General features: G+C 33.8%; 18 protein-coding genes. 8 read left to right on the plus strand and 10 right to left on the minus strand.

From position 1 onward, the window contains the following. Window positions 1-61: 61 nt before the first annotated feature. The gene (locus tag ACFSQ0_RS03845; protein ID WP_379044371.1) at window positions 62-1,351 is read right to left on the minus strand and encodes a mechanosensitive ion channel family protein; all 1,290 of its coding nucleotides are present in this window, start codon (window positions 1,349-1,351) and stop codon (window positions 62-64) included. Window positions 1,352-1,477: 126 nt separating this feature from the next. On the opposite strand from ACFSQ0_RS03845, the gene ACFSQ0_RS03850 reads away from it, so the two are divergent. Continuing rightward, window positions 1,478-3,649, plus strand: a complete 2,172-nt coding sequence (locus ACFSQ0_RS03850) for an FUSC family protein (RefSeq protein WP_379044374.1) — start codon at window positions 1,478-1,480, stop codon at window positions 3,647-3,649. Window positions 3,650-3,652: 3 nt separating this feature from the next. Then, window positions 3,653-4,540, plus strand: coding sequence for an SdiA-regulated domain-containing protein (locus ACFSQ0_RS03855; RefSeq protein WP_379044376.1), 888 nt, complete (start codon window positions 3,653-3,655; stop codon window positions 4,538-4,540). A gap of 5 nt (window positions 4,541-4,545) precedes the next feature. Here the strand turns inward: ACFSQ0_RS03855 and ACFSQ0_RS03860 are convergent, their stop codons facing one another. Next, window positions 4,546-6,840, minus strand: a complete 2,295-nt coding sequence (locus tag ACFSQ0_RS03860) for a transglycosylase domain-containing protein (RefSeq protein ID WP_379044379.1) — start codon at window positions 6,838-6,840, stop codon at window positions 4,546-4,548. Window positions 6,841-7,045: 205 nt separating this feature from the next. Between ACFSQ0_RS03860 and ACFSQ0_RS03865 the strand changes: the two genes are divergently transcribed. Both ACFSQ0_RS03865 and ACFSQ0_RS03870 read left to right on the plus strand, forming a co-directional pair. Continuing rightward, window positions 7,046-7,774: an SDR family oxidoreductase gene (locus ACFSQ0_RS03865; protein ID WP_379044382.1), complete on the plus strand. Its 729-nt coding sequence runs from the start codon at window positions 7,046-7,048 to the stop codon at window positions 7,772-7,774. 8 nt (window positions 7,775-7,782) lie between these two features. Then, window positions 7,783-8,736, plus strand: a complete 954-nt coding sequence (locus tag ACFSQ0_RS03870) for an aldo/keto reductase (protein ID WP_379044385.1) — start codon at window positions 7,783-7,785, stop codon at window positions 8,734-8,736. 34 nt (window positions 8,737-8,770) lie between these two features. Here the strand turns inward: ACFSQ0_RS03870 and ACFSQ0_RS03875 are convergent, their stop codons facing one another. The 3 genes from ACFSQ0_RS03875 to ACFSQ0_RS03885 form a co-directional block, all read right to left on the minus strand. Continuing rightward, on the minus strand, window positions 8,771-9,637 hold the full coding sequence (locus ACFSQ0_RS03875; RefSeq protein ID WP_147862469.1) for a sigma-70 family RNA polymerase sigma factor: 867 nt from the start codon (window positions 9,635-9,637) through the stop codon (window positions 8,771-8,773). Between the two features lie 153 nt (window positions 9,638-9,790). Further along, complete coding sequence (locus ACFSQ0_RS03880) at window positions 9,791-10,219, minus strand: FKBP-type peptidyl-prolyl cis-trans isomerase (protein ID WP_379044388.1); 429 nt, start codon at window positions 10,217-10,219, stop codon at window positions 9,791-9,793. A 195-nt stretch (window positions 10,220-10,414) separates the two neighbouring features. Further along, complete coding sequence (locus ACFSQ0_RS03885) at window positions 10,415-11,239, minus strand: OmpA/MotB family protein (RefSeq protein ID WP_379044391.1); 825 nt, start codon at window positions 11,237-11,239, stop codon at window positions 10,415-10,417. A gap of 153 nt (window positions 11,240-11,392) precedes the next feature. Here ACFSQ0_RS03885 and ACFSQ0_RS03890 point away from each other — a divergent pair, with 153 nt between their 5' ends. The 3 genes from ACFSQ0_RS03890 to ACFSQ0_RS03900 all read left to right on the plus strand — a co-directional run bounded on the left by ACFSQ0_RS03890 (window position 11,393) and on the right by ACFSQ0_RS03900 (window position 12,896). Continuing rightward, window positions 11,393-12,052, plus strand: a complete 660-nt coding sequence (locus ACFSQ0_RS03890; RefSeq protein WP_379044394.1) for a hypothetical protein — start codon at window positions 11,393-11,395, stop codon at window positions 12,050-12,052. After that, the gene (locus tag ACFSQ0_RS03895) at window positions 12,042-12,587 is read left to right on the plus strand and encodes a DUF4251 domain-containing protein (RefSeq protein ID WP_379044397.1); all 546 of its coding nucleotides are present in this window, start codon (window positions 12,042-12,044) and stop codon (window positions 12,585-12,587) included. The genes ACFSQ0_RS03890 and ACFSQ0_RS03895 overlap by 11 nt, the downstream gene beginning before the upstream one ends. Before the next feature lie 141 nt (window positions 12,588-12,728). Next, window positions 12,729-12,896: a Lacal_2735 family protein gene (locus ACFSQ0_RS03900; protein ID WP_379044400.1), complete on the plus strand. Its 168-nt coding sequence runs from the start codon at window positions 12,729-12,731 to the stop codon at window positions 12,894-12,896. Window positions 12,897-12,904: 8 nt separating this feature from the next. Here the strand turns inward: ACFSQ0_RS03900 and ACFSQ0_RS03905 are convergent, their stop codons facing one another. From ACFSQ0_RS03905 to ACFSQ0_RS03925, 5 genes are all read right to left on the minus strand, one after another. Continuing rightward, window positions 12,905-13,723, minus strand: coding sequence for a phospholipase A (locus tag ACFSQ0_RS03905; RefSeq protein WP_379044403.1), 819 nt, complete (start codon window positions 13,721-13,723; stop codon window positions 12,905-12,907). A gap of 17 nt (window positions 13,724-13,740) precedes the next feature. Beyond that, entirely contained in the window at window positions 13,741-14,397 is a 657-nt protein-coding gene (gene upp, locus ACFSQ0_RS03910; RefSeq protein ID WP_379044406.1) for a uracil phosphoribosyltransferase, read from the minus strand. A 73-nt stretch (window positions 14,398-14,470) separates the two neighbouring features. Continuing rightward, the gene (locus ACFSQ0_RS03915; RefSeq protein ID WP_379044409.1) at window positions 14,471-15,520 is read right to left on the minus strand and encodes an NAD(P)-dependent alcohol dehydrogenase; all 1,050 of its coding nucleotides are present in this window, start codon (window positions 15,518-15,520) and stop codon (window positions 14,471-14,473) included. 3 nt (window positions 15,521-15,523) lie between these two features. Further along, window positions 15,524-16,771 (minus strand): NAD(P)/FAD-dependent oxidoreductase, encoded by a 1,248-nt coding sequence (locus ACFSQ0_RS03920; RefSeq protein WP_379044412.1) that lies wholly within the window; start codon window positions 16,769-16,771, stop codon window positions 15,524-15,526. A 5-nt stretch (window positions 16,772-16,776) separates the two neighbouring features. Then, window positions 16,777-17,892, minus strand: coding sequence for an alkene reductase (locus tag ACFSQ0_RS03925; protein ID WP_379044415.1), 1,116 nt, complete (start codon window positions 17,890-17,892; stop codon window positions 16,777-16,779). A gap of 175 nt (window positions 17,893-18,067) precedes the next feature. On the opposite strand from ACFSQ0_RS03925, the gene recQ reads away from it, so the two are divergent. Beyond that, complete coding sequence (recQ, locus tag ACFSQ0_RS03930) at window positions 18,068-20,176, plus strand: DNA helicase RecQ (RefSeq protein ID WP_379044418.1); 2,109 nt, start codon at window positions 18,068-18,070, stop codon at window positions 20,174-20,176. Window positions 20,177-20,180 lie beyond the last annotated feature (4 nt).

Consider the following 20,180-nt stretch of genomic DNA (forward strand, 5'->3'; position numbering starts at 1 on the left):
AAATATTAAAAGTTGCAAAGGTAAGTTCAAATATTAGCTTCTACAAGTTAAAACATAGATTTTAGGATTGATTTTGCGGCGGAACAAAATTGTTTTTCTCGTTCTTTTCCATAATTGAACTACTAGGTAATTCGTAAACTTCTAATTTAAAATATGGTAATGCTGCTAATATATGATCAAAAAGATCAGAGACAATACCCTCATAGTTCAACCAAACCTTATCTGCCGAAAAAGCATATACTTCTAAGGGTGTTCCTTGTGCCGTAGGAGGGAGCTGTCTTACCATTGCTATCATTTCGTGATTTATTTTAGGATGGTTGGCCAGGTACAACTCTATATACCTCCTAAAAACACCAATGTTGGTAAGGTTTCGCCCATTAACTATCTGCGATTTATTAATGTTGTATTGCTTGTTGTATTGCTCAATTTCCTTAGATTTTTCATCCAAATAGGGAGCTATTAATTGAATATTTTTTAAATCTGCTATATCTTCAGAACTCAAAAAGCGAATAGAATTTGTTTTGATATTTACGGCGCGCTTAATTCGACGACCTCCCGATACACTCATTCCCCTCCAATTTTTAAAAGAATCAGAAATCAAGTAATAGGTGGGTATACTGGTAATGGTTTTATCAAAATTTCTTATTTTAACAGATGATAAATTTATTTCTATGACATCTCCATCTGCACCATACTTTTCCATAGTGATCCAATCACCAATACGAACTGTATCATTAACAGCTACTTGAATGCTAGCTACAAATCCTAGAATGGTATCTTTAAAAATCAGTAAAATTATGGCGGATAAAGCTCCTAATGCGGTTAAAAATTGCCAAACCGATTTTCCTGTTAGCAAGCTGAAAATTATTATGCCTCCAAAAAGCCAAATAAAAATCATAACCACTTGTATGTAGCTTTCTATAGGCTTATCTTTAAAACTATTTAGCGTTCGTAGAAAATCTCTTAAACTTCTTAAGACACTGCGTATGAACCAAATGCTAATGATAATACTAGCAAGATCTAATAAGATAATTGATTCATCTCTCAATGCAGGGAAATCGATTAAAAGATAAGGTAACATTGAGCGATAAAACAACAGCGTAATCAAATGAGTGAGGTGGGTAAGCGCATTGTTTTTAAAAAGAAAATCGTCAAAAACTGTTTTGGTTTTTCTCACCAGCTTACCAAAACTTGTGATTAGAATTTTACGGATTAAGAAGTTAAAAAGATAACCTAAAATTAAAAGAAGAATAAGATTGAACGTAAAATTACCATATTGCGCCATAGTGTCAGTCCAATTGAAATCCTTTAACCAATAGTACGCCCAACGCGCTGTTTCTTTATGCTGCATCAAATTTTAAATTTACGTAAAAATACTAGTACTTTAGTCGCTATACAAGTACATAACCAATATTTTATAATAAGTTTGCGACATCAATTAAACTCAATGAAAAAATGATTCTTTGGATTAAGGGCAATGTTTAAAAGATTTAAAAATATTATTAATGATACCGACTTTATAAAAGCTTGGCTGTTACTATTTTCGTTATTTGTACCGGTTTTTTCCTTTTATTTGGTTGATGCTATGCCTTATGGAATAGCCATGGCTTTAGGGGTGTTTTTAATTGCTCCAAGTGATGTACAGGGGAATTTAAAACATCGCTTTTACGGTATGGTTTCAGCGGCAATTTTGGCCGTTTTAGGTTCGCTTTTAGGAGAGGTAACTCAATTCAATTTAACGTTGAATTTAATTTGTCTTTTTCTCTTTGTTTTCTTTACGGCGAGTGTCGCGGTATATGGTTTTAGAGCATCATTGGTTAGTTTTTCAGGGCTTTTGGCTATTGTTTTAAGCTATGCCAATTTTAGTAAAGAAACAGGGCTTGGCATGCATCTTCTATTTTTAGGTCTAGGGTGTTGCTGGTATATTTTAGTTAGTACACTTTATATTTTCATTAGGCCCCATAGCTACATTAAAAGGCAGCTAGGTAACCTGGCAAATACAACGGCTCAATTTTTGGTTTTACGACAGAAAATAGTTGAAAAGCCAAAAAATCTAACTAAGTATTTAGAGAAGCAAAACCAACTTCACATACAAATAAATGAACTGCACGAGAGTTTACGTGAAAGTTTAATTAGCAATAGAAAAATCTATGGACAGTCAAACACCAATAGGCGTAATTTATTAATTTTTACAGAGCTTATTGATATTTTTGAGGTAGCATTAGCCAATCCGATTGATTATAATTGGCTTACCGATTTTAAAAAAACTACTCCTCAAATTATAAAACGATTTTCTAAACTCCAAGCGGATTTAGCAAAACGATTATTTCATTTTTCATCTTATTTTTTATCTGAAGTAAAGCTAGAAAAGAAAGATGGTATTCGTTTAAAAATCAGTAAATTGAGAGATGTTTTGCAAAGTGATTCATCTTTAAAAAGTGACATAGAATCAAAAGCAACCCTTAAGACATGGTTTAATCAAGAAGTTAGCATATATGAAAAACTTAGCCATATTGAGCGTATAGTTCTAAACCTTAAAAGTAAGGATAAGTTGGCAAAAATGTCATCTAAAAGCATAAATCGTTTTCTAACACCGGTAGACTACAGTTTTAAGGCTTATAAAAACCAACTGAGTTTTAAGAATATTATTTTAAGGCACGCTTTACGTCTGGCTGTTTTGATGGTGGTTGGGGTCGTAATTGGGAAGCTGTTTGCCCTGCAGAATGCTTATTGGATTGTTTTAACCGCTCTGGTTATTTTAAGGCCTAATTTCGGCCTCACAAAAGAAAGATCTATAAAAAGGATTCTAGGCACCCTGCTTGGCGGTGCTATTGCTTTTTTAATTGTTTTTCTTTTCCAAGATCCAATTTTATTTTTGGTGCTTAGCATGCTTTGTTTAGTGGTAGCATTCACTTTAATTCAAAAAAATTATATAGGGGCCGCAGCTTTTATAACGCTTAATGTTGTTTTTCTTTATGCGCTGTTGCAACCCAATGTTTTAAGTGTAATTCAATATAGGTTATTAGATACCGTAATTGGTGCAACTTTAGCCTTTTGTGGAAACTTCTTTTTATGGCCTACTTGGGAGCACGCTAATTATCAAAAAGAGGTTAAAGAAGCAATAAAAGGTAGTTTAGCTTATTTTAATCAAATTAGGATTTTGTATTCTACCAAGAAGAAGGTTGATGATGAGTATAAACTGGCAAGAAAATCAGCTTTTCTGGCGCAAGGAAATCTTAGCGCAGCCTTACAGCGTATGGCGCAAGAACCTAAGTCTAAACAAGACGCTTATCAAAAATTATACAAATATAGTGCTTTAAACCAAACCTTTATTTCTTCCTTAGCTAGCTTGGGTAATTTTATAAATACCCATAAGACAACCCAAATGTCTGATTCTTTTGCTTTTATCGCGGCATCCGTATCAGATAATTTAAACATCACCCTAGCTAATTTAGAAGGGAAGTCAACGGTTTTACCTGGTGGTGAAGAGACCAAATCGTTAAAAAATGCTTATAACGATTTAAGTTACTCTTTAAATAAATTAACTTTGACACAAGACGAAACAGAAAAAATTCAAGAGGCTATTTTAATTTTTGAGCAAATAAAATGGCTTTATGAGATTTCTGAGAAACTAAAAAAAATTAGCTAGTGTATGGGATCTTATTTTAAAAGTCCGCCATTTTTTATTACCATCGGTATCTTAGCTTTTGTAGGAATCATTTATTTCAATTTTAAAGATCACTACAAAATTGATTACGACAACCCTTCTGAGGTAATTATTAAGAATACATGGAAATTACCAAGAGAGTTAGAAGAAGTATCTGGCATTGTTTATATTAACGAGAAACAATTAGCCTGTGTACAAGATGAAATGGGACTCATTTATTTGTATAATATAGTAACCGGTAAGGTTGAACAAACCATTGAATTTGGTCCGCAAGATGATTATGAAGGTATAGCTTTTAATGGTAATGATCTTTTCACCGTTACTAGTGCTGGTAAAATATTTGAAATCAAAAGCTATTTATCAGACTCCATTGCTATTAATACTTATCAAACTAAATTATCTCCAAAACATGATATTGAAGGGTTTACCTATGACCCTGCTAAAAATCAGTTATGGCTGGCAGCAAAACAAAATGGGGACAAGGATGAAAAATATAAGGGTGTTTATGCTTTTGATCTAACCTCGAAAAGGTTTATAGAAGAACCGATATTTAAATTGAAGTTTGATAACCCTATTTTTAAAGAACTTAAAAATGTGGGTAGTAAGAAAACTTTTAGAACATCAGAAATTGCCATTCACCCTCAAACAAAAGATATATATATGTTAGATGCTAAAATTCCAAAGCTCTTGATTTTAAATCGTAACTGGGAAGCAGAAAAACTGATTGTTTTAGATCCTGATCAGCATCCGCAACCAGAGGGCATAACCTTTAGTCCCGATGGTAAAATATTTTTATCTAATGAGGGGGAGTGGAAGCCAGCCACCATTCATCAGGTTGAAATAAAGAACAAAAAGGCTACCAAAAAGAAATAAAAGCTTTATTTCTTTTTAAACCAAGAGAAAATTCCTTTTTTCTTTTTTTGTTTGTCTTCGTGAAAGGATTTTTCATCTTTGTTTTTCCCAAATATTCGTTTAAAAAGTCCGTCTTTTTTTTCAACATCACATTCAATGGCCTTTTTAACTTCTTTTGATATGGGTTCAAATTGCGCCTGTGTTATCTCATCAAATTCTTTATTTTTTGACAAAGCCGAATAAAATTCGGCAAACATAGGTAGAGCAGCATTTGCACCCTGGCCAATAGCGGTAGAACTAAAATTAATTTTTGCATTATCGTTACCCACCCAAGTTAAACAAACTAATTTTGGTGTAATTGCGGCGAACCAAGCGTCCTTATTATTTTGAGTGGTTCCTGTTTTTCCCGCAATAGCGTTATTTAATCTGTAAGTTGTGCGCAATCGTGAGGCGGTTCCTTTGTTTACGGTTGATTGCATAAATGAAAGCATAACTTGTCTTGTAAAGCTTGAAAAAGCAACCTTTTGTGTGTCTGGTTTATTTTCTTTATCGTGGGTCCAAATAACTTCTCCACTTTTATTCTTTATTGTTTTTATAAACACAGGCTCTGGTGCCACCCCACCATTTACAAAAGTTGAATAAACCTGCGCCATATCCAAAAGCTTCATGTCGGTAACCCCTAAAGCAATTGAAGGTACCTTAGGCAACTCTTGTTGAATTCCCATCTTTTCTGCTTGTTCAATGGTTTTTTCAATTCCTACTTCTTGCAGTACTTTTACTGCAATCGTATTAATAGATTCGCTTAAGGCTTTTTCTAAAGAATAATTAATATGCTGTTCAGATTCTTTATTTTCCTTAGAGGCATTTTTCGGAGTCCAATTTTTCATGTCGGTATATGTTACCGCATTAGGGCTATAGTAGGAGCAGGGGTCTAAGCCATTTTCGATAGCTGCAGTATATACAATCGGTTTAAATAAAGATCCTACTTGTCTTTTGCTTTGACTCACGTGATCGTATTTAAAATAAGTGTAATCGATACCTCCAAGATAAGATTTTACTTCGCCGGTATTAGGTTCTAAAGCCACGAAACCCATATTTAAAAATTTGGAAAAATGCTCAATACTATCTAAAATACTAAGGTTTTTAATGGTTGATTCCTTCCAGTCGAAAAGCTTAACTTTTTGTTTTTTGTTTAAGGAATCCTTCAATTGGGCCGAGCTTAAATTTTGACTCTTTAGTTTCTTATAATAGGGTAATTGTTGTAAGGCCCAATTGAAGGCTGCTTTGTTTTTGAGCCAAGGTGCATTATTGCCATAGCCTTTTTCAAATTGACTTTGTAAACGCGCCATATGTTTTTTCATAGCTCGTTCGGCAACTAATTGCATAGGTTTGTTTAAAGTAGTTTCTATTCGCAAACCATCGGTTAAAATATTATACAAGTCGCCATTGGCTTGCTTAAGCTTATATTTTTGTATTATTTGCTCGGTTTGTTTTCTAACCTTTTCTCTAAAGTATCCCGCAATACCTTGATTTGGTGAAAAATACTGATAATCTAATTTGATTTTTTGGGCAATTAATTGATTTGTCTCTGTAGTGCTTAAATAATTGTATTTATTCATTTGTTTTAAAACTACGTCACGTCTTAACTGGGCACGTTCTGGAAATAATCTGGGATTGTAGCTATGGTTAGCCTTTAAACTCCCTATAAGGGTAGCAGCCTGTGCCACTGTTAGGTTTTTTGTTTTGGTATTAAAGAATTTAAAGGCAGCACTTTCAATGCCATAAGTATTATCTGGAAATGGAACCGTATTTAAATATAGTTCAATAATTTCTTCTTTGGTGTATAGCTCTTCTATACGTTGCGCCACAATACTTTCTTTAAGTTTATTGATTACAATGCTAAAAACGGGATAAGCATCTCTTCCGTAAAGATTTTTAGCCAATTGTAAAGTTAATGTGCTACCGCCACCAGAAGATTTATCAGATAATAAAATTGTTTTAAAAAATACCCTAAATAAACTTTTGGCGTCTATGCCATCGTGCTCATAAAATCGGGCGTCTTCGGTAGCAATTAAAGCGTTTATAAGATGAGGAGGGAAATCTGAAAAAGAAACGGCCTGGCGATCATAAATGTATACCTTGCCCAATAATGAGCCTTGATCGTCAACTATCTCGGTTGCGACACTTTGTTTTAGATTTTTCAATTCGTCTTTTGAGGGTATTTTTCCAAATGCTCCCCAATAAATGCTCAAATAAAAGGAGAGAAAAATAACCCCTAGGCCAGCAAATAACCATAAAATTCTTTTTAACCAAACTTTCATGCTTGTCATTTTATGCAAATTACTGGATTAGCTTTTAAATATGTATAAATTTTCTACAGAGTTTAACAAACTGGTATAAATGATATTCTTTTTTATTAAGGCGATAATCTTTACGGATTTTGATTAAGTTAAAAAAAAACTAAACCAGTTAGCGATTATGGCTTTTTAAATTAGTCCACTTATATTTAAAATAAAATTTAATAAAATGATAAGAATTAAAGGTAAAACAGGCTTAATTACAGGAGGAACAAAAGGCATTGGTTTAGGAATAGCCGAAGCTTTACTTAGCGAAGGCGTAAACGTTGCTATAACCAGTAGGTCGCTTAGCAAAGCAGAAGAAACTGCGAAGCAATTAAATGCAAAATTTGATCAGGCAAAGGCAATAGGCATTAAGGCAGATGTGCGTAACTTTCAAGAACAAAAAGAGGCAGTGCAACAAACCTTAGAAAAATTCGACCAATTGGATTATGTGATAGCCAACGCTGGTTTAGGTCATTTTGCGCCTATTTCCGAATTGACAGAAGAACAGTGGAAAGAAACTATTGATACCAACTTAAGCGGAGTATTTTATTCGGCAAAAGCCAGTGTAGAAGCTTTAAGCAAAACAAAAGGGTATTTCATAAGTATTTCTAGTTTAGCGGGTTGTAATTTCTTTGCAGGAGGAGCAGCCTACAATGCTAGTAAATTTGGGGTTACAGGATTTACCCAAGCCATGATGCTTGACGTGCGCGATAAGGGTATCAAGGTTTCAACCATTATGCCTGGTTCTGTTTCTACTCATTTCAATGGCAACAATCCTAATGTTAATGAAGATCAAGAGGCTTGGAAAATTCAAATAGAAGATTTAGGGGAGATCGTAGTTAATTTATTTAAAATGCACCCAAGAACATTACCAAGTAAAATTGAAGTAAGACCAGCTCAAACAAAAAAGTAAAAAGACAAATGGAGTTGAAAAATTTGGGAACAACCAGCATTAAAATACCGCCAATTGTTTTTGGCGGTAATGTTTTTGGTTGGACAGCAGATAAAACACAAAGCTTTAAATTACTAGATGAATTGGTGAGTCTGGGTTTTAATGCAATAGATACTGCAGATGTTTATTCGAGATGGGCTACGGGAAACCAAGGAGGCGAGTCAGAAATTATCATAGGGGAGTGGATGCAGCGTAATAATAACAGAGATAAAATTAGCCTTTTTACTAAAGTAGGCAGCAATATGAAGCCTGGTGGCGAAAAAAATATCTCAAAAAAATATATTTTAAAGGCGGTAGAAGATTCACTTACCCGCCTAAAAACAGATTATATCGACCTGTATTTTAGCCATTATGATGATTTTAAAACACCTGTAACCGAAACTCTAAGTGCTTATGAGCAGTTGATTAGTGAAGGAAAAGTTAGGCATATAGGCGCTTCTAACTTTTCACCCGAACGCTTAATAGAAAATTTAGAAGCAAGCCGTGTAGAAAATTTACCCAAATACGAAGTTTTTCAACCGCTATATAATCTAATAGACCGCCAAGAGTTTGAAAAAACAATAAAAACAATTTGCAAGGAGCATAAAATGGGAGTTATAAGTTATTTTTCGCTTGCTAGCGGATTTTTAACGGGAAAGTATAAAACAGAAATGGATTTTGAAGGTGCTGAAAGAAAACGATTTGCCCAAAAATATTTAAATCATAAAAATTTAAGTATTTTAAATCAAATGGATAATATTGCGGCCGAACATCAAGTGAGTTTAGCAGCGGTAGCTTTGCGCTGGATTATGCAACGACCAGAGATTTCAGCGCCAATTGCTAGTGCAACCAATACAGATCAATTATCGGCGTTTAAAGAGGCAATCTCATTTGAGTTAAATGCCGAACAAATGAGTATTTTGAATACTTGGAGCCAAGTATAAAAAAAGCTGTGCTTTCTAGCACAGCTTTTTTAGATTATCCTAAATATTTTTTTAGAATCTTATTTTTAGATTGGTGTTTTAAACGCCTTATTCCTTTTTCTCTAATTTGTCTAACCCGCTCACGGCTTAAATCAAAGGTATCTCCAATTTCTTGCAAAGTCATAGCCGGTTGATTCCCAATACCATAGTTAAGACGTATTACATCAGCTTCTCGAGTTGAAAGGGTATCTAAAGCACGATTAATTTCAATGCTTAAAGAATCCTGCATTAAGGTATCATCTGGATTTGGAGATTCTCCAGAACTTAAAACATCATATAAATTAGAGTCATTTTCACCATCTTTAAAGGGAGCATCCATGGAAAGATGGCGCCCTGAATTTTTTAAAGCGGTCTTTACTTGGCTAACCGACATATCTAACTCTTTTGCTATTTCTTCTGCACTAGGTGGTCGTTGTAGGCTTTGTTCTAAATGCGAAAATGCCTTATTTATTTTATTGATCACCCCAATTTTATTCAGCGGTAAGCGTACTACCCGTGATTGTTCGGCTAAAGCTTGAAGAATAGATTGACGAATCCACCAAACCGCATAAGATATGAATTTGAAACCACGAGTCTCATCAAAACGCTTAGCAGCTTTAACTAACCCCACATTTCCTTCATTAATTAAATCGGGGAGTTTTAAACCCTGGTTTTGATATTGTTTGGCTACTGAAACAACAAATCGCAAATTGGCATTAGTTAGTTTTTCGAGCGCACGTTGATCACCTTCACGTATACGCTGTGCTAATTCTACTTCTTCTTCAGCGGTAATTAAATCTACTTTACTAATGTCCTGCAAGTATTTATCTAAAGATTTTGACTCCCTATTTGTAACCTGCTTGGTAATTTTAAGCTGTCTCATATGATGCTAAACGTATTAAATGATTTATTAAACAGGACATTATACAATTTTTTTTTGATATTTCCAAATTTTTTTTGTAAGAATATCCAGAGTGTAAAAAACGCAGCCTTTGAGCTGCGTTTTTTTATTTAGAAATGTTGATTATGGGAGTAATTACTTAATTTCCATTACTTCCACGTCAAACACTAAATTTTTACCAGCTAATGGATGATTTGCGTCTACAATGATAGACTCATCTTTTACTTCGGCCACTCTTAATTGGCGCTCAGTTCCATCAGGATTTTTCGATACTAACCCCATACCTACTTTAGGCTCAATTTCTTGCGGTAACTGGTTTTTAGGTACTTCTTGAAAAAGCTCTTCGCGAACCTCTCCATAAGCTTCTGTATGTGCAATATTAATGGTTTTCTTTTCGTTTACTTTCATGTCAATTAACCCGTTTTCAAAACCAGGTATAATTTGACCTTGTCCTAAGGTGAACTCAATTGGCTCACGCTCTAACGAACTGTCAAAAATTTGACCGTCTTCTAATTTACCTGTGTAATGTACTTTTACCGTGTCATTTTGTTTAACTTGACTCATAAAATTATTTTTCTTGTTTTACTAATGGTGAGTATTTTACCCACTCGCGTATTCAAGGTCAAAATTCATGCCAAGTATTGTATAGATGAAAAATAGTTATGAATATGACAATAATGCAGGTTGTTATGGCAGGTGTTTTAAACAAAAAAGCTCTTTATGAGCTTTTTTTGTTTTAAATGTAATTTAACTCGACTTTTATTCTTCAAGCATCGCTAAAAACTTGTCTAAATTTGGTAGAATAATAATTCTTGTTCTTCTGTTTTTCTCTCTACCATCACGAGTTGAATTATCTGCTAATGGTAAGTAACTACTGCGTCCTGCAGCGATTAGTTTTTTACCATCCACATTAAATTTGTCTTGAAGTAAACGCACAATAGAAGTAGATCTTCTAACACTTAAATCCCAATTGTCTTGTAAATAAGATTCTTTTTTTATTGTTTGAGAATCAGTGTGGCCTTCAACCATAACTTCCATTGCTTCCTCAGAATTTACAACTTTTGCAATGCGTTTTAGTAGGGGGTAAGCCTTGGGGTTTACCCAGTAACTTCCACTTTTAAATAATAGCTTATCTGATATACTTATTTGTACAACCGTTTGATCTACATTAATATCAATATCGTCTTCCCCTCCGCCTAAATTCTTTTTAAGGTTGTGCGATATGGCTAAATTGATAGAATCTTCTAGCGTTTTTGCTTGAGCTAATTCTTTTGGATCAATTTGTTTTAAAGTAGAACGCATATTTTGTTTTGATTTTTCCGACATTACTGTTAGATCTTCAACAAAATCAAGTTTCTCTTCATTTTCTGCTTGCAGGCTATTGATCTTGGCGTAATAGCTATTTACCTTAGCTTCAATTTTTGCAAATTTGTTTTCACAGTCTTCTTTATCTACTCGAGTTTGCATTAAAGTACTCTTGGTCTCATTTAATTCGGTTTCAATAGCTGTATACTTCTTTTTTGAAACACAAGAACTCATTAATAAAATAGAACTTAAACACGTAAAACTTAATAATTTTCTCATTGCTTTTATTTTTGGTTTTATAATTTAGATAACCCTTAAGTTATTAGAAACGTATTTTTAAACTGCTATAATTATGTTAAAACAAGAAAATAATTAATTTATTAAATTGGACTAATTTTTGATTATCTTTAGAATAATTTAAATTATTGTCTTATGAGGATTTTTTTTGTATTGTGGTTTTTAAGTCTAACTTCGGTTTACGGCCAGTTTGATAACGAAAATACAGTGCGTTCTGGCGAATCACTTAATACTTCTTCAAAAAGCTTGAATACACGTGGTTTTAGTCGAAGTTCTCCTAGTTTAACTAATCCTAATAATACTTTATATAAAAATACCCGTAAGAAATGGTTGCAGGATGAGACACCGCAATTTAGCATGGAGAAACAAGAGCAATTTATAGACCAAACCCAAAATTTTGATCCAAAATATCTGGCAAAACAGGAGGGAAGTAAAACTCCAGAGAAGTTTAAGAAAAATCAAAATTTCGGAGAATTTAAAAGTTCAGGTAAGTTTGTGAAGATAGTTTGTAGAGACCATATGGCAGTTGATGGCGATCAAGTACAAATAATTGTAAATGGAGAAATTCAAGTTCCTCGAATTACATTACAAAGTAATTTTACAGAAGTACACGTAAGTTTAAAGCCAGGTTTTAATAAGATAGATATTTTAGCTTTAAATCAAGGATTATCTGGTCCCAACACCGCAGAATTTAGATTGTATAACGATCAAGGTGTGGTATTGTCAAAGAATATATGGAATTTAGCCACGGGTTTTAAGGCAACAATGATGGTAGTTAAAGAAGATGAGCAATAGAGATAAAATAAAGATATTTTTAGTATTTATGCCTTTTTTAGGAATAATTCTTTGGAGCTGTAATTCTTTAGATACTATTCCCAGTGAAATTCCTAATCCTGTAAAAATTAACAATTTTACGGCACATATTAAAACCGTTAGACCAACGGCTAGTCAAGACTTACTGCAGGTTATGTCTAAAACTAATATGATATCGCAAGGGCATACATCTAGTCGTATTGATGTGAGCCAAGACGATTATCAATTCGTTTTAAAAGATTCTATTGTTGAGATCAATTTACCTTATTTTGGCGAATCTCAACGAGCTTTACGCATAGGACAAAGTGGAATTTTGTTATCGGGTAATCCGAAAGATTTAGTAAAACGCTATTTTGAAGAAAAAAAACTAACCCGCTACGAATTTACTTTAGAGGATGTAAAAAACAATGAAAGTTGGAACGCCAAACTAGAAGTGATAAATAACGGAACGGTACGATTATATTTATTTTCAAACCTAAGAAATCCGATAGGATATGAAGGAAGGCTGGTTGATTAATCTTTTACTTTAGTTATTTTCTATTTTACATAATATAAATTATAAAGTTTTTTTAGCTTGAACAATTAGCAATTCCATCATAAATTTTAAGTATGAAATCTTTCAGTATGAGGTAAATCTACTAGATTTATAGAAAAAAATATGTTCGGATTATTTAAGAAAAAATCAGAAAAAGAAAAGCTACAGTCGCAATATGAAAAACTTATGGGCGAAGCACATAAGTTGGCTTCTACCAATAGGAAGTTAAGCGACGAAAAAACCTTTCAAGCTAATGAAGTTATGAAAAAATTAGAACAATTACAACAATAACGTATGAATTAAAACCAATTGAATTCATTGCCCTTTATTACAAAGCCTATTCGTATCATGCTTTGAGAGCGTCTATAGTCTAATAAACTTTCGGCTTGACCTAAATACCATTCTACCATTAAAAATTGATTAGCAATATTTCGTTTGAACGGATTGAAATAAATTCTTGTTCTCAAAGATCCGTATTCAAAGTCAAGTCCTTTTCTAGCGCGCAGAGCTAAAGAAAGTTTGTTTGAAATTAATTTATGCTCGAGGTTTATTTCACCCAATCCTACATAATCTAATAGATCTGGATTTCCTTCTTTACTAGCAAATGGCAGCCAAATTTTTAAACTTATGTTAGTTTGAGGTGACAATTGTGTTCTATAAGCTGCGCTTAGCCTATTCCAACTACGGCTATATATACTATCGCGACCATTTGACTCGTGCTCTAATGAAATACTTGCCACCCCTCGTAATTGTTCATTTTTATCAAATACAAATTTTCCTAGGCTTATAGAAGGGTGAAAATTCAAATCTCGAAAAGGAAAAGAATCTTCAAATATATTCCAAAACGCTTTTTGTGTATAAGTCAATAAAACATACGTATCAAACGGTAAAGGCTCTTTGGTTAATATCTGTTTAAAGCTAACTTGATATTTTGCGTTTGATGTTTGGCTATTTATGTTTCTATTTGTGGGTCCTCCGACAATAAAGTAATTGTCTAAATGATTAGAAAAATAAGATATTTCTCTAATAGAATCATTTATTTGATCTCTTGTAAGTTTTTGTGCTTGTGTAAAATTAAATCCACTAAGGAGAATAAATAATGCAATAGTTTTTTTCAAAATTTTTAAAGTATAGATTAATGTTGCATTTTTTCGCCATAGCATAAATCGCCTGCATCGCCAAGACCAGGAACTATGTATCCTTGATCATTTAATTTCTCATCAATTGTTGCAATCCACAGGTGGGTATTGTTGGGGAACTCTTTTTGGAGTAGCTCTACTCCTGCTTTTGCGCCTATTACTGCTACTAAATGAATCTCTTTAGGATTACCCATTTGTTTTATGGCATTATACACATTAACAAAAGACCGACCGGTAGCTAACATAGGATCGGCAATAATTAAAGTCTTTTGATCAATTGCAGGTGAAGCCATATATTCTACCCGTATTTCAAAATCCGTTTGATTTAAGTGGTGTCTGTAAGCAGATATAAAGGAGTTTTCGGCTTTATCAAAATAATTTAATAAACCTTGATGAAGCGGAAGTCCAGCTCTTAAAATTGAACATACCACCAATTTATCTTTTAAAGCATTTACTTGTTTAGAACCTAAAGGAGTCTGAATTTCTTGATGAGTATAATTTAGTTTCTTACTGAGTTCATAGCCTAGAATTTCACCTACTCGCTCAATATTTCTTCTAAAGCGCAAACTATCCTTTTGTATGTTTACGTCACGTAGCTCTGAAATAAAGGTGTTGAGTACGGAGTTTTTATCAAGTAAATGATGAATATGCATAGTTTTACATTTTCTGCAAAATTACAAAATAAATTGGCAGTGTGTTTTTACAAATTTGAATCCATGTATCTCTTTAATTTCTTAAGCTTTCGAGATCAATAACAAATCTATATTTTACATCGGCATTAATAACCCGCTCATAGGCTTCATTTATGTAGGGCATATCGATTAGTTCAATATCACTAACCACATTATGTTCACCACAAAAATCTAGCATTTCTTGTGTTTCTTTAATTCCACCAATAAGTGAGCCAGCTACACGTTTTCTACCCATTATTAAATTTCCTCCGTGAACGGGTTCTAGTGGTTCAATTGCACCCACCATTACCATAGTAGCGTCTATTTTTAGTAATTTGAGATACGGATTGATGTCGTGTTTTACTGGAATGGTGTTTAACAGTAAATCAAAACTATTGGCCATTGTTTCCATGGCTTGCTTATCTTTTGAAATTAAAACTTCATCGGCCCCAAGCCTTTTAGCATCCTGTGATTTGTTTGGTGAAGTGGTAACCATTACCACGTGGGCCCCCATTGCCTTTGCTAATTTTATACCCATATGTCCTAATCCTCCTAAACCAATTACCCCTACTCGATCACCTTTTTTTACGTTCCAATGTTTAAGTGGTGAATAGGTAGTAATGCCTGCACATAATAAAGGTGCCACAGCTTTTAATTCTAAATTCTCAGGAATGCTTAAAACAAAATCTTCTTTGACCACAATCTTTTCTGAATAACCGCCAAAAGTATGACCACCAAGTATTTGATCTTTACCATTATAAGTACCCACCATTCCTTTTTCGCAAAATTGTTCTAAATCTTTATTGCAGGCTTCACAATTCTGACATGAATCTACCATGCAACCTACTCCTACTTTATCACCTTTCTTAAACTTTTTTACATCTTCACCAATAGCAATCACTTCTCCTACAATTTCATGTCCTGGAACCACAGGATATTTAGATCCTTTCCAGTCATTTCTAACGGTATGAATATCACTATGACAGACACCGCAATATAAAATCTTAATTTTTACATCGTCGTGTTTTAAATCTCTTCTTTCAATTTCTAACAACTCTAAAGCAGCAGTTGGCGACTGTGCACCATAAGCTTTTACTATACTCATAATTTAATGATTTAATTTTTCTAATTCGATTATTCCCATTGCTGCCCGTTCTCCACTTAACATCGCTGCGTTTACAGATGCATTAAGCATTTGGTCTCCTGCCAAGAAAATACCATCTTTTAATAAGGTTTCACTTGGCATAATATCATTTTCTACCGGTTGTAAAATGGGTAATGCCTTTGGTATATAAAAATGAGTCAGGAATTCTAGTTCTTGAATCCCTACATAACTCTTTAATTCTTTTCTAATTTTTTTAATTAATTCTTCTTGGTTAAAATCATGCTTTTTTACAACCGTAACCGATAGTAAGTATTGGCCTTCTTTCTTTGCTTTTTTTTCTTCTATAAATACAATATTATTTATGAGAGCATCTTTTTGAGGAAGTAGTCCAATAAAATTAGAATCTATCTTAATTTCTGGAGTGATAAAATATAAATTATCACAACAATGCCAGCTGGTTTTTTGATTTTTTAGGTTCGATACCAAATTATTGGCCTCGGTTGCAATAATCGTATAATCCGAATGGATTGCTTTATCATTTTCAAGAAGAATCTTATCGCTTTTTACCTCTTTTACAGTTGTATTTAACCATATTTCGGTGTTTTTAAATTGACCTGCTAAATGTTTAGGAAGTGTAGCTATCCCATTTTTAGGTATACTTACCTTACCCTCGGAAAACATTTTATAGATAAACTCAAACATTCTACTACTTGTTTTTAGTTCATCTTCTAAAAAAATACCACCAAAAAAAGGTATAAAAAAACTGTCAATTATAGCTTCTGAAAAACCGTAATCTTTTAAATAATCAATGGTTTTTAAATCTGGAGAATTAAAAATTTCTTCAATGCTTTTCTTTTTTAAAGATTGGCTGAGCTTAAAAATTTTTAATTTGTCCCTAATGCTGCCTATAGATGAGGATAAAGTTCTAAAAATAAGCTTTGGACTTCGTGTGAAGTCACCTAATACTTCCCATTTAGAATTTAAGTAAATGCTTGCGCCCGGTTCAAATGATTTCAGTTGCAACTGATCCAATTTCGCATATTCTTGTAATTTTGGATAAGCTTCTAGTAACACTTGAAAACCAACATCCACCTGGTAACCTTTCACTTTCTTCGTTTGTAAACGCCCCCCGATGTGATTATCTCTTTCAATAATTATAGGGTGGTAGCCAAATCTTTCTAAGACTATAGCTGCCACTAACCCGCTAAGACCCGCTCCTATAATATGAATTTTCTTATCCGATTTTTCCAAAATGGTTAGATTTTATTAAGAAAATGACTTTTTGACACAATTGGATAGTCTGTATATCCTAGTGAGCCTTGGGTATAAAAAGTTTCTTTATCCCAATCGGTTAGTGGAAGATTTTCTTTAAATCGCTCTACCAAGTCCGGGTTAGAAATAAAAGGTTTACCATAACAAATTAAATCGGCTAAATTCTTTTCTAAAAATTCATTACCTTTTTGCTGATCAAATCCTCCATTAATCATTAAATTACCTTGATATAGAGGCCGAAAATGTTCGGCGATGTTGGAAACCGCATAGGGTACTTTAGAAACATCTGTAAATGGCTCAGATAAATGAACGTAAGCCAGATCGTAATTGTTTAATCGTTTAATGATGTACTCAAAGGTAGGAATTGTTTCTTCATCTATTTCAATTCCAAAAATGTTATGTGCGCTTGGGTTAAACCTTACCCCTACTCGCTTTTCGGGCACTTCTCGAATGACAGCATCTAAAACTTCAAAGAAAAATCGTACGCGATTCTCGATACTTCCCCCGTATTGATCGTCACGAACATTGGAGCATTTATTAAAGAATTGCTGGAAAAGATAACCATTAGAAGAGTGAATTTCTATCCCATCGCAATTAGCTCGAAACGCATTTTTGGCCGCTTGAACAAAATCATTCTTAGTGCGTTCTATATCTTCTAGCGTCATAGCTTGTGGTGTAACGGTATCCTTCATTCCCTCCGGTGTGAATGATTGGGTATTAGGGTTAATTGCTGAAGGTGCTAAAGGCTTTTCACCGTTTAAAAAATCGGGATGAGAAATACGCCCTACGTGCCATAATTGCATGAAAAATACACCTTTAGCTTCGTGAATTTGATGGGTGACTTTTTGCCAGGCTTCTACTTGAGATTCATTGTAAATACCAGGTACATAAATATAGCCAGCCCCTTGGGGCGAGACATTAACCCCTTCAGAAATAATAAGACCTGCGCTAGCCCTCTGTTCGTAATATTTACCATGCAAGTCAGTTGTTGGAATTAAATTGCCATTATTAGCTCGACTTCTGGTCATTGGTGCCATTACCACTCGATTAGCCAATTGCAAGCCATTTAAATCAAAAGATTCTAGTATAGGTTGTTTCATATTCTTAAAATTTAGGCTAAAGGTACGAGGGCTTTCTGAGAACAAGGGCTTAAAAAACACTAAAATTAGCTTAAAATATCTATGTGATAATACAAGCAATTCTCTTATACAAAAGCCCAAGCTTTCTTTATATTTTATATTTATTCTTTTATATTGCTAGTTAAAATAATTATAGATGCATACTGCTAGTGTTTTGGAAGAAAAAGCTAATACTGCTTTAAAAAAGTATTTTGGTTATGATCAATTTCGTAAAAACCAGCATGAAATTATTCAACATTTTTTAAGTGGCCAAGACGGACTTGTAATTATGCCTACCGGAGGGGGGAAATCAATTTGTTTTCAATTACCTGCATTGTTATTTGAGGGTTTGGTACTGGTAATCTCGCCTCTAATTGCTTTGATGAAAGATCAAGTTGATGCTTTAAATGTGAATGGTATAGAGGCAACTTATTTTAACAGCAGTCAATCTGCAGCAGACCAGCAAGAGGTTTTAAACCAGGTAGCACAAAAAAAATTAAAATTATTGTATGTAGCGCCAGAAAGTTTGTCGGGCCTACAGCCTATACTTAACTCTAATTATATTTCGGGAATAGCGATTGATGAGGCACACTGTATTTCTTCTTGGGGGCATGATTTTAGACCTAGTTACCAACAATTAGGTTTTCTTAAAAATCAACTTCCAGAAGTTCCTATTTTAGCATTAACCGCTACAGCCGATAAAGCTACGCGAACCGATATTCTCAATCAACTAAATATACCACAGGCTCGTTTATTTTTAAATTCATTTGACAGACCTAATATTTTTTTGACGGCAAGACCTGCGGTTAATCGAGTGCAGCAAATTTTTGATTTTATCGAGAATAAATCCGGCGAAAGCGGAATAATTTATTGTTTAAGTCGCAAAGGAACAGAGGGTTTAGCTGCTAAATTAGAGCAAAAAGGCTATAAAGCCGAGGCCTATCACGCTGGGTTAAATTTTGAAGAGCGTAACCGTATTCAAGAAAATTTTGTTCGGGATAAAACCAAGATTATCTGTGCCACCCTAGCTTTTGGGATGGGCATAGATAAAAGTAATGTACGCTATGTTATTCATTACAATATGCCCAAAAATATAGAAGGCTATTATCAAGAAATAGGGCGTGCAGGAAGAGACGGTTTGGCATCTACTGCGCTGCTGTTTCATACTTACGCCGATATTATTCAATTGCGTAAATTTACCGAAGGAGCTGGCAATGAAGAGTTGCAAAATGCCAAATTAGATAGAATGAAAGAATTTGCAGAAGCTACGCATTGCAGGCGTCGTATTCTATTAAGTTATTTTGGTGAATACATAGAGAAAGATTGCGGTCATTGTGATAATTGTAAAAACCCACCCGTTTTTTTTGATGGACGAATATTGGCTCAAAAAATGCTGTCTTGTATTGCTAGACTTAAACAACAAGAACCCGCTTCGATGGTGATTAATGTACTAAGAGGATCTCAAAATCAATCTATCCGAGAGAAAGGCTATTATAGAATAAAAACCTACGGAACAGGAAAAGACATAGCATGGCAAGAATGGCAACACTATTTAACTCAATTGATAAATCAAGGATTTTGTGAAATTGCTTTTCATCAAAACAATAATCTAAAATTAACACAACTTTCTAAGAAAGTGCTGTTTGAGAATTACCCTGTACAATTGAGTAAACCGCAAGAAGACAAAAAGCAGTTGAGTAAGGTCATTTCAAAAACAACAAGCAAACCCAAAGATTTGTTTACTTTGCTTAAAGCACTCCGATTACGCATAGCTCAAGAAGAAAACGTACCGGCATATGTTATTTTTAATGATGCAACGCTAAAAGAAATGGATCGGGAACGACCGCAGACAGAAGAAGAATTATTGAGTATTAGCGGTGTGGGTCAGCGCAAATTAGAAGTCTATGGACCTGAATTTATAGAGGTAATTAAAACTTTCCTAGATCAAAAAAAAAGAAAGAAAAAGATAAGTACCTATAAAAAAACCTTAGCCCTTTACAAAAAAGGCAAAACAGTTGAAGAAATTGCAAATACTCGTGGTTTAAACCAGACCACTGTATTTTCGCATTTAGCAAAACTATTTGAAGAAGGAGAAGCCATAGATTTAAAACAATGGGTTGATTTAACTACGATTAAACAAATAAAAATTGCTAAGCAGGCTTTAAATAATCCAGAGCAGCTAAGACCCTATTTCGATTTTTTTGAGGGAAAAATTCCCTATGCTCAAATTAGGTTAGCACTCACCTATCTTAAAATTAATCCTTAGTTTA

The sequence above is a fragment of the Mesonia sediminis genome (genome assembly GCF_042684705.1).
GTDB classification, from domain to species: Bacteria; Bacteroidota; Bacteroidia; order Flavobacteriales; family Flavobacteriaceae; genus Mesonia; species Mesonia sediminis.

Bases quoted from the DNA above. Each gene is read 5' to 3' on its own strand.
- ACFSQ0_RS03845 (WP_379044371.1), bottom strand. From the start codon at position 1,351: ATGCAGCATAAAGAAACAGCGCGTTGGGCGTACTATTGGTTAAAGGAT.
- ACFSQ0_RS03850 (WP_379044374.1), top strand. From the start codon at position 1,478: ATGTTTAAAAGATTTAAAAATATTATTAATGATACCGACTTTATAAAA.
- ACFSQ0_RS03855 (WP_379044376.1), top strand. From the start codon at position 3,653: ATGGGATCTTATTTTAAAAGTCCGCCATTTTTTATTACCATCGGTATC.
- ACFSQ0_RS03860 (WP_379044379.1), bottom strand. From the start codon at position 6,840: ATGAAAGTTTGGTTAAAAAGAATTTTATGGTTATTTGCTGGCCTAGGG.
- ACFSQ0_RS03865 (WP_379044382.1), top strand. From the start codon at position 7,046: ATGATAAGAATTAAAGGTAAAACAGGCTTAATTACAGGAGGAACAAAA.
- ACFSQ0_RS03870 (WP_379044385.1), top strand. From the start codon at position 7,783: ATGGAGTTGAAAAATTTGGGAACAACCAGCATTAAAATACCGCCAATT.
- ACFSQ0_RS03875 (WP_147862469.1), bottom strand. From the start codon at position 9,637: ATGAGACAGCTTAAAATTACCAAGCAGGTTACAAATAGGGAGTCAAAA.
- ACFSQ0_RS03880 (WP_379044388.1), bottom strand. From the start codon at position 10,219: ATGAGTCAAGTTAAACAAAATGACACGGTAAAAGTACATTACACAGGT.
- ACFSQ0_RS03885 (WP_379044391.1), bottom strand. From the start codon at position 11,239: ATGAGAAAATTATTAAGTTTTACGTGTTTAAGTTCTATTTTATTAATG.
- ACFSQ0_RS03890 (WP_379044394.1), top strand. From the start codon at position 11,393: ATGAGGATTTTTTTTGTATTGTGGTTTTTAAGTCTAACTTCGGTTTAC.
- ACFSQ0_RS03895 (WP_379044397.1), top strand. From the start codon at position 12,042: ATGAGCAATAGAGATAAAATAAAGATATTTTTAGTATTTATGCCTTTT.
- ACFSQ0_RS03900 (WP_379044400.1), top strand. From the start codon at position 12,729: ATGTTCGGATTATTTAAGAAAAAATCAGAAAAAGAAAAGCTACAGTCG.
- upp (WP_379044406.1), bottom strand. From the start codon at position 14,397: ATGCATATTCATCATTTACTTGATAAAAACTCCGTACTCAACACCTTT.
- ACFSQ0_RS03915 (WP_379044409.1), bottom strand. From the start codon at position 15,520: ATGAGTATAGTAAAAGCTTATGGTGCACAGTCGCCAACTGCTGCTTTA.
- ACFSQ0_RS03925 (WP_379044415.1), bottom strand. From the start codon at position 17,892: ATGAAACAACCTATACTAGAATCTTTTGATTTAAATGGCTTGCAATTG.
- recQ (WP_379044418.1), top strand. From the start codon at position 18,068: ATGCATACTGCTAGTGTTTTGGAAGAAAAAGCTAATACTGCTTTAAAA.